Source organism: Bacillus infantis NRRL B-14911 (assembly GCF_000473245.1).
In the GTDB taxonomy this organism is placed as follows: Bacteria; Bacillota; Bacilli; order Bacillales; family Cytobacillaceae; genus Bacillus_AB; species Bacillus_AB infantis.
This window is the reverse complement of record NC_022524.1, coordinates 2358177-2375169: the sequence shown is the minus strand read 5'-3', so window position 1 is coordinate 2375169 and position 16993 is coordinate 2358177. Positions and strand designations below refer to the sequence as shown.

Annotated in this window: 18 protein-coding genes, 1 riboswitch and 1 other annotated feature; of the genes, 12 read left to right on the top strand and 6 right to left on the bottom strand. The window is 44.8% G+C overall.

Annotated elements, in window-relative coordinates; all coding sequences use genetic code 11:
- Window positions 1-51: 51 nt before the first annotated feature.
- Together N288_RS11835 and N288_RS11830 are read left to right on the top strand one after the other, a co-directional pair.
- Window positions 52-315 carry a hypothetical protein gene (locus tag N288_RS11835; protein WP_009793713.1) on the top strand — a complete coding sequence of 88 codons (264 nt, stop codon included), beginning with the start codon at window positions 52-54 and terminating at the stop codon, window positions 313-315.
- A gap of 52 nt (window positions 316-367) precedes the next feature.
- Window positions 368-557, top strand: a riboswitch (cobalamin riboswitch).
- 138 nt (window positions 558-695) lie between these two features.
- A complete protein-coding gene (locus tag N288_RS11830; RefSeq protein WP_009793715.1) occupies window positions 696-1169 on the top strand; it encodes an acyl-CoA thioesterase in 474 nt (157 codons plus the stop codon).
- 54 nt (window positions 1170-1223) lie between these two features.
- Here the strand turns inward: N288_RS11830 and metG are convergent, their stop codons facing one another.
- Window positions 1224-2867 (bottom strand): methionine--tRNA ligase, encoded by a 1644-nt coding sequence (metG, locus tag N288_RS11825; RefSeq protein ID WP_009793716.1) that lies wholly within the window; start codon window positions 2865-2867, stop codon window positions 1224-1226.
- 77 nt (window positions 2868-2944) lie between these two features.
- Window positions 2945-3196, bottom strand: a binding site (T-box leader).
- 215 nt (window positions 3197-3411) lie between these two features.
- Between metG and N288_RS11815 the strand changes: the two genes are divergently transcribed.
- Entirely contained in the window at window positions 3412-4263 is an 852-nt protein-coding gene (locus N288_RS11815) for an STAS domain-containing protein (protein ID WP_009793718.1), read from the top strand.
- Between the two features lie 91 nt (window positions 4264-4354).
- Here the strand turns inward: N288_RS11815 and N288_RS11810 are convergent, their stop codons facing one another.
- Window positions 4355-4684: a hypothetical protein gene (locus tag N288_RS11810; RefSeq protein WP_009793719.1), complete on the bottom strand. Its 330-nt coding sequence runs from the start codon at window positions 4682-4684 to the stop codon at window positions 4355-4357.
- A gap of 134 nt (window positions 4685-4818) precedes the next feature.
- Between N288_RS11810 and N288_RS11805 the strand changes: the two genes are divergently transcribed.
- On the top strand, window positions 4819-5547 hold the full coding sequence (locus N288_RS11805) for a polymer-forming cytoskeletal protein (RefSeq protein WP_009793720.1): 729 nt from the start codon (window positions 4819-4821) through the stop codon (window positions 5545-5547).
- 210 nt (window positions 5548-5757) lie between these two features.
- A complete protein-coding gene (locus N288_RS11800; protein ID WP_009793721.1) occupies window positions 5758-6675 on the top strand; it encodes a cation diffusion facilitator family transporter in 918 nt (305 codons plus the stop codon).
- On the opposite strand, the gene N288_RS11795 is transcribed toward N288_RS11800, so the two are convergent.
- A complete protein-coding gene (locus tag N288_RS11795; RefSeq protein ID WP_165352571.1) occupies window positions 6672-6965 on the bottom strand; it encodes an ArsR/SmtB family transcription factor in 294 nt (97 codons plus the stop codon). The genes N288_RS11800 and N288_RS11795 overlap by 4 nt on opposite strands.
- A 179-nt stretch (window positions 6966-7144) precedes the next feature.
- Entirely contained in the window at window positions 7145-7480 is a 336-nt protein-coding gene (locus tag N288_RS11790; protein ID WP_022543881.1) for a YqzG/YhdC family protein, read from the bottom strand.
- A 138-nt stretch (window positions 7481-7618) separates the two neighbouring features.
- On the opposite strand from N288_RS11790, the gene N288_RS11785 reads away from it, so the two are divergent.
- On the top strand, window positions 7619-7897 hold the full coding sequence (locus tag N288_RS11785) for a late competence development ComFB family protein (RefSeq protein WP_232217719.1): 279 nt from the start codon (window positions 7619-7621) through the stop codon (window positions 7895-7897).
- A 127-nt stretch (window positions 7898-8024) separates the two neighbouring features.
- Here N288_RS11785 and N288_RS11780 read toward each other — a convergent pair whose 3' ends face one another.
- Window positions 8025-8240, bottom strand: coding sequence for a hypothetical protein (locus tag N288_RS11780; protein ID WP_009793727.1), 216 nt, complete (start codon window positions 8238-8240; stop codon window positions 8025-8027).
- A 370-nt stretch (window positions 8241-8610) separates the two neighbouring features.
- Between N288_RS11780 and N288_RS11775 the strand changes: the two genes are divergently transcribed.
- The 5 genes from N288_RS11775 to N288_RS11755 all read left to right on the top strand — a co-directional run bounded on the left by N288_RS11775 (window position 8611) and on the right by N288_RS11755 (window position 14641).
- Entirely contained in the window at window positions 8611-9786 is a 1176-nt protein-coding gene (locus N288_RS11775) for an acyl-CoA dehydrogenase family protein (protein WP_009793728.1), read from the top strand.
- Window positions 9787-9909: 123 nt separating this feature from the next.
- Entirely contained in the window at window positions 9910-11424 is a 1515-nt protein-coding gene (locus N288_RS11770) for a spore germination protein (RefSeq protein WP_022543879.1), read from the top strand.
- Window positions 11402-12496 carry a GerAB/ArcD/ProY family transporter gene (locus N288_RS11765; protein WP_009793730.1) on the top strand — a complete coding sequence of 365 codons (1095 nt, stop codon included), beginning with the start codon at window positions 11402-11404 and terminating at the stop codon, window positions 12494-12496. Before N288_RS11770 ends, N288_RS11765 begins: the two co-directional genes overlap by 23 nt.
- A complete protein-coding gene (locus N288_RS11760; RefSeq protein WP_009793731.1) occupies window positions 12493-13596 on the top strand; it encodes a Ger(x)C family spore germination protein in 1104 nt (367 codons plus the stop codon). The genes N288_RS11765 and N288_RS11760 overlap by 4 nt, the downstream gene beginning before the upstream one ends.
- An 88-nt stretch (window positions 13597-13684) precedes the next feature.
- The gene (locus N288_RS11755) at window positions 13685-14641 is read left to right on the top strand and encodes a cation diffusion facilitator family transporter (protein WP_009793732.1); all 957 of its coding nucleotides are present in this window, start codon (window positions 13685-13687) and stop codon (window positions 14639-14641) included.
- An 85-nt stretch (window positions 14642-14726) separates the two neighbouring features.
- On the opposite strand, the gene N288_RS11750 is transcribed toward N288_RS11755, so the two are convergent.
- The gene (locus N288_RS11750; RefSeq protein WP_009793733.1) at window positions 14727-15302 is read right to left on the bottom strand and encodes a YkoP family protein; all 576 of its coding nucleotides are present in this window, start codon (window positions 15300-15302) and stop codon (window positions 14727-14729) included.
- 166 nt (window positions 15303-15468) lie between these two features.
- Here N288_RS11750 and N288_RS11745 point away from each other — a divergent pair, with 166 nt between their 5' ends.
- On the top strand, window positions 15469-16812 hold the full coding sequence (locus tag N288_RS11745) for a S8 family peptidase (protein WP_009793734.1): 1344 nt from the start codon (window positions 15469-15471) through the stop codon (window positions 16810-16812).
- The last annotated feature ends 181 nt before the right edge of the window (window positions 16813-16993 follow it).

The following is a 16993-nucleotide window of genomic DNA, read 5'->3' as shown; positions in this document are numbered from 1 at the left end:
GATTTCCGTCCTGTCAGGGGATCCTAGTCTTAAAAACAGGAGGAGGCAGTCATGTATTATATCAGCGGAAACATCATTTCAGGGGAATATGATGATCAGGCAGAACAGTTTTCCATCAGCATGATCAAACACTTTAAGACTCAGTCCATTTTGACCAAGGATCAGGCTATCCAGCTTCTTGACTACCTCTACAGGCATAGGGACGAAGAGGGAGGCCAGGTCATCACCTTGAATGACCAGATGCCGCTGCGCATCTCTTCCGAGGAGATCAATTCCCTGATACTTGATCTTGAAAAGATTGAATCCCATTTTTAATGTTCTCCGAAATCTATATCCGATAATGATAGAATATGATATGATTTCTTTAATTGAATAAATGCTTTATGGTGCTTTGCAGCATGCTGCAAGCTTAAAAGGGAAGCCGGTTGAATTCCGGCGCGGTCCCGCCACTGTAATGCGGAGGCTCCTCCCTCGATGCCACTGTTCCTTAGCGGACGGGAAGGCGGAAGGAGTCTGTGATGCTGAGCCAGGAGACCTGCCATAAAGAAGTACACAACCGTCCTACGGGTGATAGGAGAGTGATGCGCTTTTAATATGGCAAAGTTTTGTTATTTGTTAAATTTTTTATGTGCAGGCATCCTCTATGAAGGATGCCTTTTATTTTTTTCATACAATAAGCCCGAGGAGTGAAACCTATGAAAAAAGCTTATCCAGCAGACCGTTCCCGCACCATTCAGACCAGGCTGGTGCTTCCGCCGGATACAAACCATCTTCAGACAATTTTCGGCGGCAAAGTGCTATCCTATATTGATGAAATTGCTGCCATTACTGCAATGAAGCATTCCGGCAGCATGGTAGTAACAGCTTCGATCGACTCTGTGGATTTCCTGTCTTCAGCTTCAGTCGGTGACGCCCTTACTCTTGAAGCCTTTGTTGCCTCAACAGGGAGAACCTCCATGGAAGTCTATGTGAAAGTGCATGCAGCCAATCTTTTAACAGGGATTCGAACGCTGACGACCGAATCCTTTTTAACCATGGTTGCCGTGGATGAAAACGGCAAGCCCATTCCAGTATCCGGGGTGCTGCCTCATTCTGAGGAAGAAATCAGGCTGTTTGCTTCAGCAGGGGCACGAAAGGAGCATAGAAAAAACAGAATGCTTATACGATAAAAGGTGGCTTTCAGCCACCTCTGTATTCATGAAATAAGGCACCTTCTTCAGCAGCTATTTCCTACGGGCTGCTTCCAGCCTATCCAGCTCCTCTGGGATCCTTCCTTCTTCTAAGCGGCTGAAAAGGGGGGCGATAGTGCCGAGCCTTTTCTCTGCAGCCCGAACCTCTTTCCATTCCAGCGTATGCGCATTCACCTGCAGCATGTTATTTATCTTCCTGCTGGAGAAAGGGAGGAAGGGGTTCAGAAGCCTTGCCAGATTTTTGATGATGTACACACAGGTCTGCAATGCATCTGCACATTTTTGCGGGTCGCTTTTAATCGTTTTCCAAGGCTGTTCACTGTCAAAATATTTATTGGCCGAGCGTACAAAGGCGAAAATATCCTCAAGCGCTTCTTTTAGCTTTGCGCCTTCGATCTTTTCTCCGGTTTTCTCATATAAATGCTTAATATCCTCCTGTACAGCTTCACTTAATTTTCCATCCGGTATCATGCTGTCATAATATTTTTCGATAAACTTAAAAGTTCTGTTGACCAGATTGCCATATGCCCCAAGCAGCTCACTGTTATGGCTGTAAACGAATTCCCGCCAGGAAAAGTCAGCATCCCTGTTCTCAGGAGCATTGACAGCAAGGAAATACCGGATTGAATCCGGTTCATATCTTTCAAGTATGTCAGGGACCCAGACTGCATAATTCCTGCTTGTTGAAAGCTTCTTTTTCTCTAGTGTAAGATATTCGCCGGAAACCATCCGCGCTGGTTCCCCAGGCAGCCCTATCCCCATTTGAATAGCTGGCCAGATGATGGTATGGAAAGGGATATTGTCTTTCCCATGCACATAATAGGATATAACATCACTACCCCAGAACCTGCTGCCATCCTTGCCGTGCTGGCGGGCCCATTCCCTGCTGGCAGAAAGATAGCCAATCACCGCTTCAATCCATACATAAATTTTTTTCTTCTCCATTCCTTCAATAGGGACTGGCACCCCAACATCCAAATCCCTAGTTGCAGCCCGGTCCAGAAGCCCCTCAGTTAAATATCTTCTTGTCAGGCTGCTGCTGTTGTCCCTCCACAAATGGCGGGAGCGTGCCTCCTCGGACAGCTCTTCAAGCTGCTTCTGAAAATGGCTCAGCCTGAAATAATAATGATCAGTTTCTTTCATTTCCGGCGGTGTCCCGCATATTTTACAGGATTTATCCAGAAGGTCGGCCGGCTCAAGGATGGCTGAGCAGGCATCGCATTGATCCCCGCGTGCTTGGCTGCCGCAGGAAGGGCAGACTCCCTCTACATACCTGTCAGGCAGAAACTGGACACATGTCCGGCAATAAGTTTGTTCTATCGTTCTTGGAACAAGATGGCCATTTTCCAAGAGCGACAGAAATACTTCCTGTACAGTCTGATGATGATGCGGGGCATCTGTCCTTGTATATAAATCATAAGTAAAACCCAGCTGTTCAAAGCTTGCTGCGAAATCCCTGTGATAGCGGTCAGCAATTTCTTTCGCTGATTTGCCTTCATGTTTTGCCCTGATCGCTATGGGTGTTCCGTTGCAGTCGCTCCCGGAAACATACAGGACTTCTTCGCCCTTCATTCTGTAATATCTTGCAAGGATATCTCCGGGCAGCAGACTTGCAATGTGCCCAAGATGAAGGGAACCGTTTGCGTAGGGCCATGCCCCGCCAATAAAAATTGCCATGTTCAATCTCCTCCTCATTTTTCCATTGGCAGATCTTAGGATAAAATAAAAAAGCCCCGTCCTTTTCTATACATATAGAAAAGGACGGGGCTTGCCCGCGGTACCACCTTTATTCGCCTTTCGGCCTCTGCAAGTACGGGGCATATAGATGCCCTTATACTGTGGGTTTGATAACAAGTACCACTACTTGCCGCAGCCTACTGGCGAAGATCGCGTTCAGTACGGGGCTCGGAGACCATTGTTCAAACAGCCGCTTTTGCTTCTTTTCACCTGCCGAAGCTCTCTGGGAAAAACGGATCTGTTTTACTTTTTCTCTTCAATGCCTTTGTATAAGAGTTAATATCTGCCAATGATTTAAAGATTATTATATTCACGGGCAGCATAAATGTCCAGCAAAATTTAACAGGGGAAGGGAAAAAATCTGGCTGTATCAGCATGATGCCCATTGCAAATATTTGACTGTTTAAAAGCAAACCTTTATCATACAAAAGGCAGATAATGATAATATTCATATAGAATAGTCCAGATAAAGGGAAGGCTGATTATGCAGAAAAACCAAATGTTATTTGAATATCTCAGCAATAATTCTCAGAGAATTACTGACAAATGGCTGAGCACCAGGGCAAAAGATAAAGGATCGATTTATTCAGCAGAAGCGGATATAAAGATTGAAAGAATGCTCCGTGAGCAAAATGCCTTCACTAATAAGACCGTTTCGACCATTCTTTTGGATGACCGGTCTTTATTCGAAAAATTGGTCCAGGAATGGGCGAGCACAGTTGCTGAAAGCAGGGCAGATACCGATACTCCGATCTATGAGGTAATATCAGCTTTAGGCAAGGTGAGAGATACATACTGGGAATTTGTGGAGGAATTTGCGAAAAAGAACGATGAGATTGTCAAGGAGGATATCCTCCAGTGGAGTCTGGTCATTCATTCAGCTTTTGACATTCTCACACAGAAATTTGCTGAACAGTATTACAAAATTACCAGAAACAGGCTGAGAGCACAGCAGGATCTCATTCATCAGCTTGGTGCACCCATTATCCCGATCATCGGATCCATTGGCGTTCTTCCTTTGATAGGCGATATTGATACAGAAAGAGCCAAAGCAATATTAGAGAGCGTGCCCCTTCAGTGCACAGAAGCTAAGCTTTCCTATTTGTTTATCGATCTGTCCGGTGTACCGATCGTTGATACAATGGTAGCGCAGCAAATCTATCATATCGTCCAGACGCTGGACTTGCTAGGCATCAAGACCACCATCTCAGGCATCCGCCCGGAAGTTGCCATGACATCTATCCAGCTTGGAATCGACTTCAGCAAAATCAACACACATAGCACATTGAAAAATGCCCTGGCGAAAATGGGGCTGAGCATGAAACCTGAATTATAATTAGAAAATGCACCCTGCTTTTAAGCCTGAGGTGCATTTTTTTATGCAGCAAGAGGCAAGCCGTTAGGCGCGCCCGATGCTCTGAACTCTTCTAGGCTGGCGGAATGATTCCTGCAATAAGAAGGACGAAGAAGATCAAGCCGATGACAGCAAGGACGAGAGATGCAAAAAAGACCGGGCCTTTTCTGAAGAAGAAGGGTTCATCTTTCTGGATGATCCCCGTTTGGGCGCCCACCATGCTGTTGATGTGCCTCTGGGGCGAACCGCCGCTTGTTGAAAAAATAAAAGTGACTGCAGCAAATGCGGCACCAATAAAGAAGAGCACTTCAATAAACCTTACAGAAAAATATGCTGCCACTCCCCATGCGGCCAAAGCTTCAGCTGCTAAAGCAGCTATAAAGACAATCGTATTCCTGCTCATAACTATCACCTCGTCATCTATACGATGAAAGAGCTGAAAATGTTTCATTAAATATTAAAATATTCAAAATGTTATAATGAATATTCCATCATTATGATATGATATACAAAAATCTACTCTAAAAGGAGATCATAATGATTTTACAAGGAGCAGGGAAGCTGTCCATAAATGGGGTTGGGTCTTCGGACGGCGGGAGCTATGATAAGGTAAGCATCAACGGAAAAGGCACTGTCAATGGCAATATTGAATGCCGCATATTTGATTGCAATGGTTCAGGACAATTCAACGGAGACCTGCTATCTTTTGAAAAAGCTAAAATCAATGGAAATGCGTCGATTGCCGGAAGCTTCTCAGGGGCAGCGCTGTCTATCGACGGGAGCGCAGGCTTTTCCGGCGATGTGGCTGTTGCGGACGAAATTAAGGTAAATGGAAAAGGAAGAATCGGCGGAAGGCTCGCATCCAGAAAAATTATTGTTAATGGCAGGCTTACTGCAGGCGGCGGTGTGGAAACAGAGGAATTTAAATCAAAAGGCCAATTTATAATCAGCAGCCATTTGGCGGCAGAGAGCATAGAGTCTTTTATCATGGGCGAGTGCAAAGTGCAAGAGATGAGAGGAAAAAGCATTCTAATCAGGCAAAAGAAAGACAATCCGCTCAGAGGGCTGCTCCAATCTTTTTTTCCTTCCCGGCTTGAAGCAGCTTTGATAGAAGGTGAAGATATACATCTCGAAAATACGAATGTGAAGATGGTAAGGGGAAATCATATTGTGATAGGTGAAAATGCCATTGCTGATATTGTGGAGTATACAGGATCCCTCAAATATGAGGGGAACGGTACGGCTTTGGAGAGCAGGCAAATATAATCTATTACCTGGAATATACAGCTGACTGGGCGCCTGGAATAGGGCGTCTTTTTATGAGTTCATTTAGTCCTGGTTTTTGAAACAGAAGATAAAACGGTTTAAATGCGGAAAAAAGCAGGGAAAATAAATGATAGCTCCAGAAAATATTTGAACATCCTTCATACTTATAGCATAATATATGTACATATACTCATATAAGGAGGGAATGAAATGGGACACCATCATAATCATGGACACGGACATTCTCACGGACATTCAAGCAACAAACGGGCGCTCTTTCTTTCATTTATCATCATCGCTTCTTTTATGGTCGTTGAAGTTATAGGGGGCATCCTGACAAACAGCCTAGCTCTTTTATCAGATGCCGGCCATATGCTCAGCGACGCTGTCGCCCTGGGACTGAGCTTTTTTGCTATAAAGCTTGGAGAAAAGCAGGCAACTGCAGCAAAATCTTATGGCTATAAGAGATTTGAAATCATTGCAGCTGCATTGAATGGCCTGACGCTGATCGCGATTTCCATTTACATCTTTTATGAGGCCGTCCAAAGGATTATGGACCCGCCGGCAGTCCAAAGCATGGGGATGCTTGCTATCTCGGTTCTCGGCCTTATTGTCAACATCATTGCGGCCTGGATACTGATGAAGGGCGACAAAGATGAGAACCTGAATGTAAGAAGCGCCTTTCTCCATGTACTTGGCGATATGCTGGGCTCTGTAGGTGCCATCACCGCAGCTTTGCTGATTTATTTCTTTAATTGGGGCATTGCAGATCCGATTGCAAGCGTCATCGTTGCCATCCTGATCATTATCAGCGGATGGAGAGTTACAAAGGATTCCTTCCATATATTGATGGAAGGAGCACCTGAACAGATTGACGCCTCCAGCATCCGCAGCTCTCTGGAAGGCATCGCATCTGTAAAAGAAATTCACGATCTCCATATCTGGTCGATCACATCAGGAGTGCCGATGCTCAGCTGCCATATCGCTATTACAGAGGAAGGCCGTCACGATGAAGTCCTTAGGGAAGCACAGACTGCCCTTCATAACCAGTACGGAATCGACCACAGCACCATCCAGGTGGAAAGATATGAAAAAGGCTGCCCAAGTGCGCATGGCACATGCAATTAATGGTGGCTGGCATGCTCGATGGTTTGCAGGAGGATCCCCATCACATGTTCGTCATCATGGGAATAATATAAGGTAGTGCCCTCACGCCTGAATTTAACCAGCCTGAGATTTTTTAAAAACCGCAGCTGATGGGAAACCGTCGATTGAAGCAGAGTAAGTTTTTCAGCAATTTCGTTCACTGAGTGCTCCCCTTGAAAAAGCAGGTTCAGGATTCTGAGCCTGGTCGGATCGGATAATGCTTTAAATGTCTGCGATACAATGAATAAGGTTTCTTCATCCAGATCCTTCATAATGTGCGGCTGTGTCTTTTCTTCTTCTGCCATTGATTCAGCCTCCTTTTTATATCATTATAAAGAAAAAATGCACGAAGAAAAATCCCGGAGAACTTTTCCCGGATTTTTTCTTCGTGCTTCTTGCTTTTCGGGCCATATAGGTATAAATTAATGCTTATCAGCATTTTTTCTCCTATCTATCTTGGCGTCTCCTGATAGGTAATTGCTCGGATTTTTTCTGTTTTTTCATCAAAAGTTATACGGACAAAGACACCGAATTCCCGATTGTCCCTGGCAAGCCAAAGTTTGAAGGTTTCTGTACAGTTGGATCCCTGTGTTGTTCTGCCTACATGAAGATAATCAAGGATTCTTGCTCCGGGATACTTTATTTTTGTATTGGTCATCGCTAGCTTTCCCCATTTGGCATATGCTGGCGTCTGCTGTGCAGCTGAGATATGCCGGATATTTGCAGCAGAAGGGGAAAGCAGAGCAGGGAAACTTAACAATAATATAATCAGTATCGACTTTTTCAAACCGCTCACTTCCTTTATAATTAGTTAGCCTGTCATCATTGTGTATTAGTATTGAAAAAAAGAGTGCAGTCTATGCCCTTATTCGTTATTTACTTAATTACCGTTCCACCAGACATCTTGTAAAAGGCGGGAGATTGATTGAAACAACCGGAATACGTTAATGTTATGGAAGAAATTGTCGCAACACTCGTAAAAGTCCTTATGCTGAGCCCGGATTATCAAACCTTCTGCCAATGTATGAAGTGCCGCGCCGATATTATCGCCATCAGCCTCAATAATCTGCCAAACCATTATGTAACTACAGAAGAAGGCAGGAAAATGGTATTTGAACAGCTGAACACAGAGGAAAACCGGAAATGGATCAATAAAAGAATCATCAATGCGATTCATGTGGTGAGTAAATATCCGAAGCATTAGCAGTCAGTGAAGCGGAGGTATCGAGTTTCTTTTTTAATAAATTGTGGTTGATTCCTGCACATCTTACTGGAGTCACTATTTTCATTTTTCTTCAGGAAAGTGGTTCCAGTTCCTCCGGCTGGAGCCACTATTTCCATTTTTCTTCAGGATAGTGGTCCCAGCTCCTGTGGCTGGAGCCACTATTTTCGTTTTTCTTCAGGATAGTGGTCCCAGCTCCTGTGGCTGGAGCCACTATTTTTATTTTTTTCAGGATAGTGGTCCCAGCTCCTGTGGCTGGAGCCACTATTTTTATTTTTTTCAGGATAGTGGTCCCAGCTCCTCCGGCTGGAGCCACTATTTTCATTTTTCTTCAGGATAGTGGTCCCAGCTCCTGTGGCTGGAGCCACTATTTTCGTTTTTCTTCACGATAGTGGTCCCAGCTCCTGTGGCTGGAGTCACTATTTTTATTTTGCTTCAGGATAGTGGTCCCAGCTCCTGTGGCTGGAGCCACTATTTTCATTTTTCTTCAAAATATTGGTCTCACCGCTACCGGCTGAAGCCACTATTTTCGTTGTTTTTCTTCACGGTAGTGGTTTTACCTCCACCGGCTTTGACCACTATTTTTTTATTTCATATCACAATAGTGGCACCAAGCACATCCTGCCCCCAATTTTAATTCACAATAATTGCACACTAACCCCATCTGATTAATAATAGTAGTAACGTGATTTTGAATGGAAAAGTTAAGGAGGAGTAATGTGCGCGATTTTATCAAAGCTGCGGGTGAAGCAGACAAATACGAACAGATGAAAGAGCTGTCCGCCATCTTCAAGGAGCGGAGCCGATCAAAGGAAAATAGAGGGAGCTTCCCACATAGAAATATTTTAGACCTGAAAGCTTCCGGCTACACATCCCTTACTGTTCCGGCAGACCGGGGCGGAAAGGGTATCTCATTGCTAGAAATGATCAGGCTGCAGGAAAAGCTCGCAGAAGGAGATGGTTCTACTGCACTTGCAATCGGATGGCATATGGGGATAACGAAAAATCTGGGAGAGAAAAGGAAGTGGGATGACGAACTTTTTTCCTTTCTTTGCCGTGAAATCCTGGACGGGAAGCTGATAAACAGTGCCGCAACGGAAAGGCAGACAGGCAGCCCGACACGGGGCGGACGGCCCCAGACTACAGCAGTCCTCAAGGGTGGAAACTGGGTGATCAGCGGCAGAAAGACCTTTACAACGATGGCTCCGGCTCTGGATTATTTTATTGTCAGCGCCTTCATTCCAAGTGAAGACAAGACAGGAAATTTCCTTGTTCCCAGAGAGGCTGAAGGTTTGTCGATCGAGGAGACATGGGACAGTGTCAGTATGAGAGGCACCGGCAGCCATGATCTTGTGCTTGATGAGGTTTCCATTGATAAGACATTCCTGGCTGAAATATTGGGGCAGGACAAAAAGGCGAATGGCTGGCTTCTTCATATTCCAGCGGTATATCTTGGCATTGCACAAGCAGCCCAGGATTATGCGGCTGGCTTTGCTAAAAGTTATTCTCCCAATAGCATCCAGGGAACCATCAGCGATATCCCTTCTGTCCAGCAGAAAATAGGGGAGATCGAGCTTGAACTGATGCGGGCAAGAGAGTTTCTTTATGCAGCGGCAGACAGATGGGACAGGGCCGCAGAAAATGAAAGAGAGTCCATGCAGCCTCTTCTCGGTGCTGTAAAGCTGGCTGTTACAAATGCAGCATTAACAGTTGCTGACCTTGCAATTCGGGTCGTTGGCGCAAGAAGCCTTTCTGAACAGAATCCTCTGCAGCAATATTATCTGGATATCAGGGCAGGCCTTCATAATCCTCCAATGGATGATATGACCATATCGCTGCTTGCCCGCAAAGCCTTATCAAGGCTTGACTGAAAAAAGAATGGGAATTCCCATTCTTTTTTTTGTTAAGGAAAAAGTACACGAGTAAATTACCGGCAAAACTGCATAATAAAAACATCCAGCACTGAAAGAAAGAGCATAACCGGGGTGTAAGCAATGGCTTTTAAAAAGAAAAACACTACTGAAAAAAAGTATCAATGGAAGCCTGAAGAAATGCCTGAAGAGCTGGTATCCGCTGATCATGTCAGGAAGAAGATGGAAGGCTCTGATGACTTCAAGGAAAGGATCATTGAAGCAGAGGGAAGGACTCTTTATCTCTTTTTTCTTTCCAGCATGGTTGATGATGCCAGGCTTGAGGAAAGAATCATCAAGCCGCTTTCACTATCAGCAGGAAATCTCATAGAGAAACAGGCGCAAACACAGGAGGTTCAACGCACTTCTATCCTGAGTGATGCACTGAAAGGGATTCTGACAGGATATTGCTTTGCCATGGAGCATGATTCTTCCGAGGGTGTGCTTCTTTCTGCAGCTTCCAGCCTTTCCAGAGAAATTTCTGACCCGGCCAATGAACATATTATCCAGGGCTCTCACGAAGGATTCATTGAGAACATCGGCAAGAACCTCCTTTTGATCAGGAAGCGCATCGAGAATCCCAATTTAAAAGTAAAATATATAACGATCGGCAAAGCGACCAATACCGCTTCTGCACTTATTTACATAGAAAACCTCACCTCCGGAAAACTGATAACCGAGATTACAAAAAGGCTTGCCAGCATTTCCATGGACAGCATTCAGAGTCCAGGATTTATCCAGGATTGCATCGAGGACCATCCTTTTTCTCCGTTTCCACAGATATTGAATACAGAAAGGCCGGACAGAGCTGCTGCACATTTGATGGAAGGAAGGGCTGTGCTCATTACGGATGGCAGCCCTTCTGTGATGATCATGCCAGTGACATTTTTTGCTTTCTTTCAATCTCCGGAAGATTATAACAACCGCTGGTACCTGGGCTCCTTTTTCCGGTTTCTGCGGCTTATCTCATTTATCTTGTCGCTGATATTGCCTGCTTTCTATGTGGCGGTTGTTTCCTATCATCATGAAATCGTTCCAATTGAACTTGTTTACACACTTCAGGCGTCATTGAATTTTGTGCCGGTGCCTCCAGTCATAGAAGCAATGTTCATGCAGCTGGCCCTTGAACTGCTGAGGGAAGCGGCAGTACGGCTGCCGCAGCCGATTGCACAAACCATTGGCATAGTCGGAGGGCTTGTTATTGGGACTGCAGTGGTGGAAGCCGGCCTCGTTTCCAATGTCATGATCATAGTAGTGGCCTTGACCGCAATTGCATCCTTTGTCATTCCATCTATTGAAATGAGCAATACCCTCCGGTTTATCGGGTTCCCGCTTATGCTTCTGGCAAGCATATTCGGCTTCATCGGCATTGTGTTCGGCCTGCTTCTGCTGGTGATCCATCTAGCTCAGCTTAAATCATTTGGTGTTCCGTATTTCAGTCCTTTTGCACCTCTCAGGCTGAAGGAGCTGAAAGACACATTCATAAGGGTCCCTGTATGGCTTATGAAGAAAAGGCCGAAGGATTCAATGGCAGCTTCTTTAACTAAACAGGGGAGCTCGAGGGGGTGGAAAAGAAATGAAAGTGAAGACACGTATTGACCAGCAAGATTTATTTTTCCTCCTGCTGCAGACCCAAATAGGGGCAGGCATACTGTCCATGCCATATTCACTTTATATGGCCGCAAAAAATGACGGCTGGATATCTTTATTGCTGGCAGCCGCTGCTATTTTCTCCTTGATTTATTTCTATTGGCTGCTTTGCAGGCGCTTCCCCCATCAGACACTGTTTGATTTCTCAGGGAAGGTGTTTGGAAAATGGGGCGGGGCTCTGATCAATCTCGGCTATATATGCTATTTTGTATCTACAGCTCTGCTGGTTTATCTGAACTTTGCCGATATCATCGGCCGGTGGGTTTTGCTTGATACACCTCGCTGGCTTCTTATTCTTCTTTTGATGTTCATAGCCGTTTCTGCCTGCAGCGGCTCCTTTAGCAGCATCGTCTCTCTGTTTTCATTCACTTCGGTATTCATTGTCTTTCTTTTCATCCTTTCTCTATTCATTTTTAAGGAGCCTGAAATTGATTATCGATATATGTTCCCTGTTGCCTCACAAGGAGTTCTCCCGATTTTAAGGGGGGCAAAAGAAGCAGTATATGGTTTTCTCGGCGTAGAAACGGCACTGTTTTTCCTGGCATTCGTCAGGGAGCCGGAAAAAAAGGGGGCAGTAAAGGGAGCCTTTTTGGCCCAGATAGTGATCAGTGTATTTTATTTATATCTGTTTATGGCAAGCATTATCATGTTCAGCCCGAAGGAGATCGTACTCATCCCGGAACCTGTCCTGTACATGCTTAAAGCCATCACCTTCAAGATCATAGAAAGGCTTGATCTCGTCTTTATAACCGTTTGGATGACGGCAGCTGCAACAACGATTATCAGCTATACATACCTGGCAGGAATGGGCCTCTCCAAGCTGCTTAAAATCAAGCACAGAAGAGCCGTCCTTGCTGCTACAGGCATCATTTTCATCCTAACCTTTATTCCGCAAGGGGAAATGGAGATAACCAGCATTGGCAGGGCGGTGTCCTTTGCCGGGCTTATTTTCAGTTCTGCCCTTCCTTTAGTCTTGTATATCGCAGCAGCATTTTTAAAGAAAGGGGGTGCGGGCCTTTGAGGACCATTAAGCTGGCATGGCTGCTTATCATAGTGCTGATTCTAGGCGGCTGCTGGGATGAAAGGCTATTGAAAAATTCCCGCCTTGTTTATATTTCCGCCTTTGATCTGACTGAGGACGGTAAATACGAAACTACTTCAATCATCCGCAATACAACCAAGGTTCCTAATCCCCAGCAGGAGGCCACCAATGAAATTGCAAAGGGAGAGGGCTTGAATATACGGGATACAAGGCTTACAATCAACCGGTCACTTGCGGGGGAATTTGACCCTTCCAAAAGCAAAGTGCTGATCCTTGGAGAAGAGCTGGCTAAAAGGGATATCTATACAGTCCTTGATATCGTCTACCGTATTCCGCGGACGCCCATCATTGCTAAAGTGGCAGTAGCTGACGGAAGTGCAGGCGCTCTGCTGGCGGAGAATCATAAAAATGAACCCTTGCTTGGGGAGTTTTTGTATGAATTGCTTCTTAACAGTGAAAAAAGCACCGAAATCCAGGAGCTGACAGTGCAGAATATTTGTACCATCCTCTTCGACGAGGGCAAAGACTTTATGGTTCCTTTTATTAAAAATAATGATGAGAATAAAAAGATTGAAGTCAGCGGGAGCGCACTGTTTCATGACAGGATATTTACCGGAAAGGTCATAACCCCTGAGCAAAGCAGTCTTTTGATGCTGTTCATGGACAAGATGAACAAAGAATGCAGGTTCGCTTATAAACTGTCAAAAGGCGAAACGGTCACTTTTGCTGTCAACAAAGTTAAAAGAGACCTTCATTATACCTATAGCTACGGCAGGGCAGTATTCAAGGCAGTTCTGTCGATTGACATTAATATTGAGGAATATCCCCTCGATCATCTGCACGAAAAAAAGATTGCCAAGGAGCTTGCCAGGGAAATTTCGCAAAAAATGTCTGATGATGCAAAGGGGGTTTTCAGTATTCTTAAAGAGGAAAAAGCTGACTTACTGGGAGTTGGAAGAGAATTAATCGCTTTTCACCCGGATATATGGGAAAACATAAAGGGGAGTGATTATTATGCAAAGGTGGATGTAAAACCGGAGGTCCGCATCCTTATTTCGGGTAACGGCATCATCAATTAATGATTGCCACCCTTTTATTTGAGAGGTTTGGTTTTCGCTCTATCATGGTAAATAAATATTAAAACAAAGACTACAAAGATAGAGGGTGATGTCACTGCTTGCGTTTTTAAAAAGAGGGAATAAGTCTTCAGGGATTGCAGCTGTAGGGAATACGGCTTTAGCCATCGCCAAAGGAGTCGCAGCAGCAATAAGCGGCAGCGGTGCCATGTTTGCTACGACCCTTCATTCGGTTGCGGATGCATTGAACCAGGGATTCGTCTTCTTCGGAAGCGCCATATCCGAGAAAGAAGCAACAAAAAGATTTCCAAGCGGATTTGGCCGTGTGGTCAATTTATTCGTTTTGATCGCCGTTATTGTGATTTCCATTATGGCATACGAAACCATTCATAAAGGATGGGACCTTATTGTCCATCCCCATGAGTCTTCTGATTTGTGGCTGAACATCATTATCATGATTCTTGCCATCTTGACAGATGGGGGAGTCCTTGTGAAGGCAATGAAAGAGATTGCCCATGAAACAAAAAGCGGGGCAAAGGGATTCAGCGTATTTACGACTTCATTTAAGAATGTCCGCCTTGCTGCACCGCCTACAAGACTTGTCTTTTATGAAGATATCATCGCGACCTTCGGGGCTCTGCTGGCACTTATTTCAATCATCCTTGCCCATTTGACAGGCTTCTATTTCCTGGATGGGGTAGGGACAATCCTGATTGGATTCCTGCTGGTGGGAATTGCCATCAAAATTGGATATGAAAATACTCTTGGACTGATTGGTGTTGCGGCACCAAAGGAAATTGAAGACCGGGTGGCAGATACCATCCTATCAGATCCGGACGTGGTTGATATTAAAGATATGCGCATCCTCCAGGAAGGAAGGAAGTATCATATTGAAAGCTATATTGAGCTGAAAGCCGGCCTTTCCCTGGCCATAGCAGATGATATCATCTACAGGGTCCGGGATAAGCTCTTCAAAGATCCGGATGTCGGGGATGTCAGGATGGGTATCCTTGAAACTGACAACATCACCACATGGAAAAGGGATTAGATAATAATGAGGCACACTTCCAAAAGAAGTGTGCCTTTTCTATGCAGCAGAAAGCTGTAAATGCAGGATCTAAAATAGTCAGCTATTATTGCTGTAAAAGGGACTGACGATATTTTGCTGCCAGCTGCTGCTTTGTCATGACGAGATACGCAGGAGCTGCATCCTTTAAGTCCTTCCATTTAGCTTTAGGCTGGGACAAAAAATAAATCGGTGCCTGCATCAGCTGCTTAAGGAGAATATACCCCCTGTGTGTCAAAGGATGACGTTCAAAGCCAAGAATCTGGTAGCCTTTGTTAATCATGGTGATGCCTATGACACCCTTGATTAAGTCGTTGTCAGGATGCTTTTCAAGATGCAGAGCCAGACAGGGCATGGATTCGCCGACAATTCTGATTAAAGCTCTGCCTCTGGATACCGGGCTTTTAATGTGGACAAGCTGCTTGAGAAGCCTCGAATTATGAAGATGGATTTTGATGACAATATCATTTTTTTTGAGGGAGGAGCCGTCTGAGAGGATGATATCGGGACCTCGATATTTCGTCTTTCTGACCCGGAATACGCTGTACTTTTCCTCCAGCTTTAAATGAAACAACCTTGTACAGCAATAATAGACAGGATCAAGGAAATCCCATAAGTAAATCAGCCAGATACGAATGATCATTCCAGTCTCCTTTGATGTTGATTTTTTGTTAGCTTTTTATAAAAGGTGCTTTTGTATACTCCCTGTATTCAAACTTAAGGCTGTGTCCGATGTGAATGTTTACCATCATGATTAGCAGCATTCATGAGCACGCTAAGAGAAAACTGACAACCCGAGGTGCACTTTAATGAAAAGAATAATCACAGCCCTCATCAGTGCTGCAGCGTTGTTTGCGGCTGTTATGATGTTATTCCAGCTGCCGGGCAACAACCATGAAAGGAAAGATGAAGGGGAGCTCTCCGGTCATACACAATCTTTAGAACAAAGCTCAAGCCGCCTGCTGAGAATCAATGCAATAGAACAGGGCGAAAGAATTAAAACAATCCTGAACGGGGATGACGATGTGAAGATCATCCATCATAACCTGAAGGATAAAAGCCACTATATAGAGCATGAAGCTACTGTTAAATTTTCCTCTCCTCCTGATGATGATGAGCTTGACAGTCTGGCAGCCGGACTTGATGCAGAATTCTTCCGGCACATGGATTCCATATTTGTTTTTCAGTCTGACAGTATGACAACCGCAGACCTTCTGCAGTTTTTCAGGGAACGGACTGATGTCGCCTATGCAGAGCCTAACTTCATCCTGATGCAAAATGAAACTCAGCTTCCAAATGACCTGCTTTATAGAGAAAAGTACCAATGGAACCTGCCTGCCATCGATATTGAGAAAGCCTGGGATATCTCAAAGGGTGACGAAGATATCATTATTGCCGTTGTCGATACAGGGGTGGATATAGATCATCCTGATCTCAGGAGAAGATTGATGAAGGGCTATAATGTTATGCAGAACAGCAGCGATTTTGACGACGACAATGGCCATGGAACTCACGTTGCAGGCATTATAGCTTCTGAAACAAACAATGGGGAAGGTATTGCAGGCATAACCTGGAATAATCGGATCATGCCGGTTAAGGCAATGGGCAGCAAGGGCTACGGTTATACATTCGATATCGCCAAGGGCATTATCTGGGCAGCGGATCACGGAGCAGATGTGATCAATCTGAGCCTTGGCAACTACCAGCCGTCTGCTTTCCTGGAGGAAGCGATCCGGTATGCTTATGACAAAGGAGCAGTCCTCATTTCAGCTGCAGGGAATGACAACTCTGAACAGCCATCATTTCCGGCTGCCTTTCCGGAAGTGCTCAGTGTGTCGGCTGTAAGCTATACGGGTGAAAAAGCTGATTTTTCTAATTATGGTTATTATATTGATGTGACTGCACCAGGTGTGTATATTCCAAGCACCTATTTTAAAAATCAGTATGCAGCCCTTTCAGGCACATCCATGGCAAGCCCGCATGTCGCAGGACTTGCAGGGCTCATTCTTTCAGTCAATCCTGATCTGTCCAATAGAGAGGTCATGAATATTATAAAAGGTACAGCGAGGGATATTGGGGAAGAAGGCAGGGATGCTTACTTCGGCAATGGCCTGATTGATATCAATGCTGCACTTGCAGCTGCTGAAAAATAACAAAAGGACCGGCCGCGGTAATGAGCGGGCAGGTCCTTTTCCATGTTGGATAACATTAATTGAATATACTTTTTCTCCAGAGGTGAAGCCGTTGCTTAAAATAAAATAGCTTTTAGTCTTTGCAGATCCTATAGGGCCTCTTCAAAAACCCAAAAAATTATTAAACCCCTGCTGATTGGAG

Coding starts and splice junctions, on each gene's coding strand:
- N288_RS11835 (WP_009793713.1), top strand. CDS start 52: ATGTATTATATCAGCGGAAACATCATTTCAGGGGAATATGATGATCAG.
- N288_RS11830 (WP_009793715.1), top strand. CDS start 696: ATGAAAAAAGCTTATCCAGCAGACCGTTCCCGCACCATTCAGACCAGG.
- metG (WP_009793716.1), bottom strand. CDS start 2,867: ATGGCAATTTTTATTGGCGGGGCATGGCCCTACGCAAACGGTTCCCTT.
- N288_RS11815 (WP_009793718.1), top strand. CDS start 3,412: ATGCAGAAAAACCAAATGTTATTTGAATATCTCAGCAATAATTCTCAG.
- N288_RS11810 (WP_009793719.1), bottom strand. CDS start 4,684: ATGAGCAGGAATACGATTGTCTTTATAGCTGCTTTAGCAGCTGAAGCT.
- N288_RS11805 (WP_009793720.1), top strand. CDS start 4,819: ATGATTTTACAAGGAGCAGGGAAGCTGTCCATAAATGGGGTTGGGTCT.
- N288_RS11800 (WP_009793721.1), top strand. CDS start 5,758: ATGGGACACCATCATAATCATGGACACGGACATTCTCACGGACATTCA.
- N288_RS11795 (WP_165352571.1), bottom strand. CDS start 6,965: ATGAAGGATCTGGATGAAGAAACCTTATTCATTGTATCGCAGACATTT.
- N288_RS11780 (WP_009793727.1), bottom strand. CDS start 8,240: ATGAAAATAGTGGCTCCAGCCGGAGGAGCTGGGACCACTATCCTGAAA.
- N288_RS11775 (WP_009793728.1), top strand. CDS start 8,611: ATGGAAAAGTTAAGGAGGAGTAATGTGCGCGATTTTATCAAAGCTGCG.
- N288_RS11770 (WP_022543879.1), top strand. CDS start 9,910: ATGGCTTTTAAAAAGAAAAACACTACTGAAAAAAAGTATCAATGGAAG.
- N288_RS11765 (WP_009793730.1), top strand. CDS start 11,402: ATGAAAGTGAAGACACGTATTGACCAGCAAGATTTATTTTTCCTCCTG.
- N288_RS11755 (WP_009793732.1), top strand. CDS start 13,685: ATGTCACTGCTTGCGTTTTTAAAAAGAGGGAATAAGTCTTCAGGGATT.
- N288_RS11750 (WP_009793733.1), bottom strand. CDS start 15,302: ATGATCATTCGTATCTGGCTGATTTACTTATGGGATTTCCTTGATCCT.
- N288_RS11745 (WP_009793734.1), top strand. CDS start 15,469: ATGAAAAGAATAATCACAGCCCTCATCAGTGCTGCAGCGTTGTTTGCG.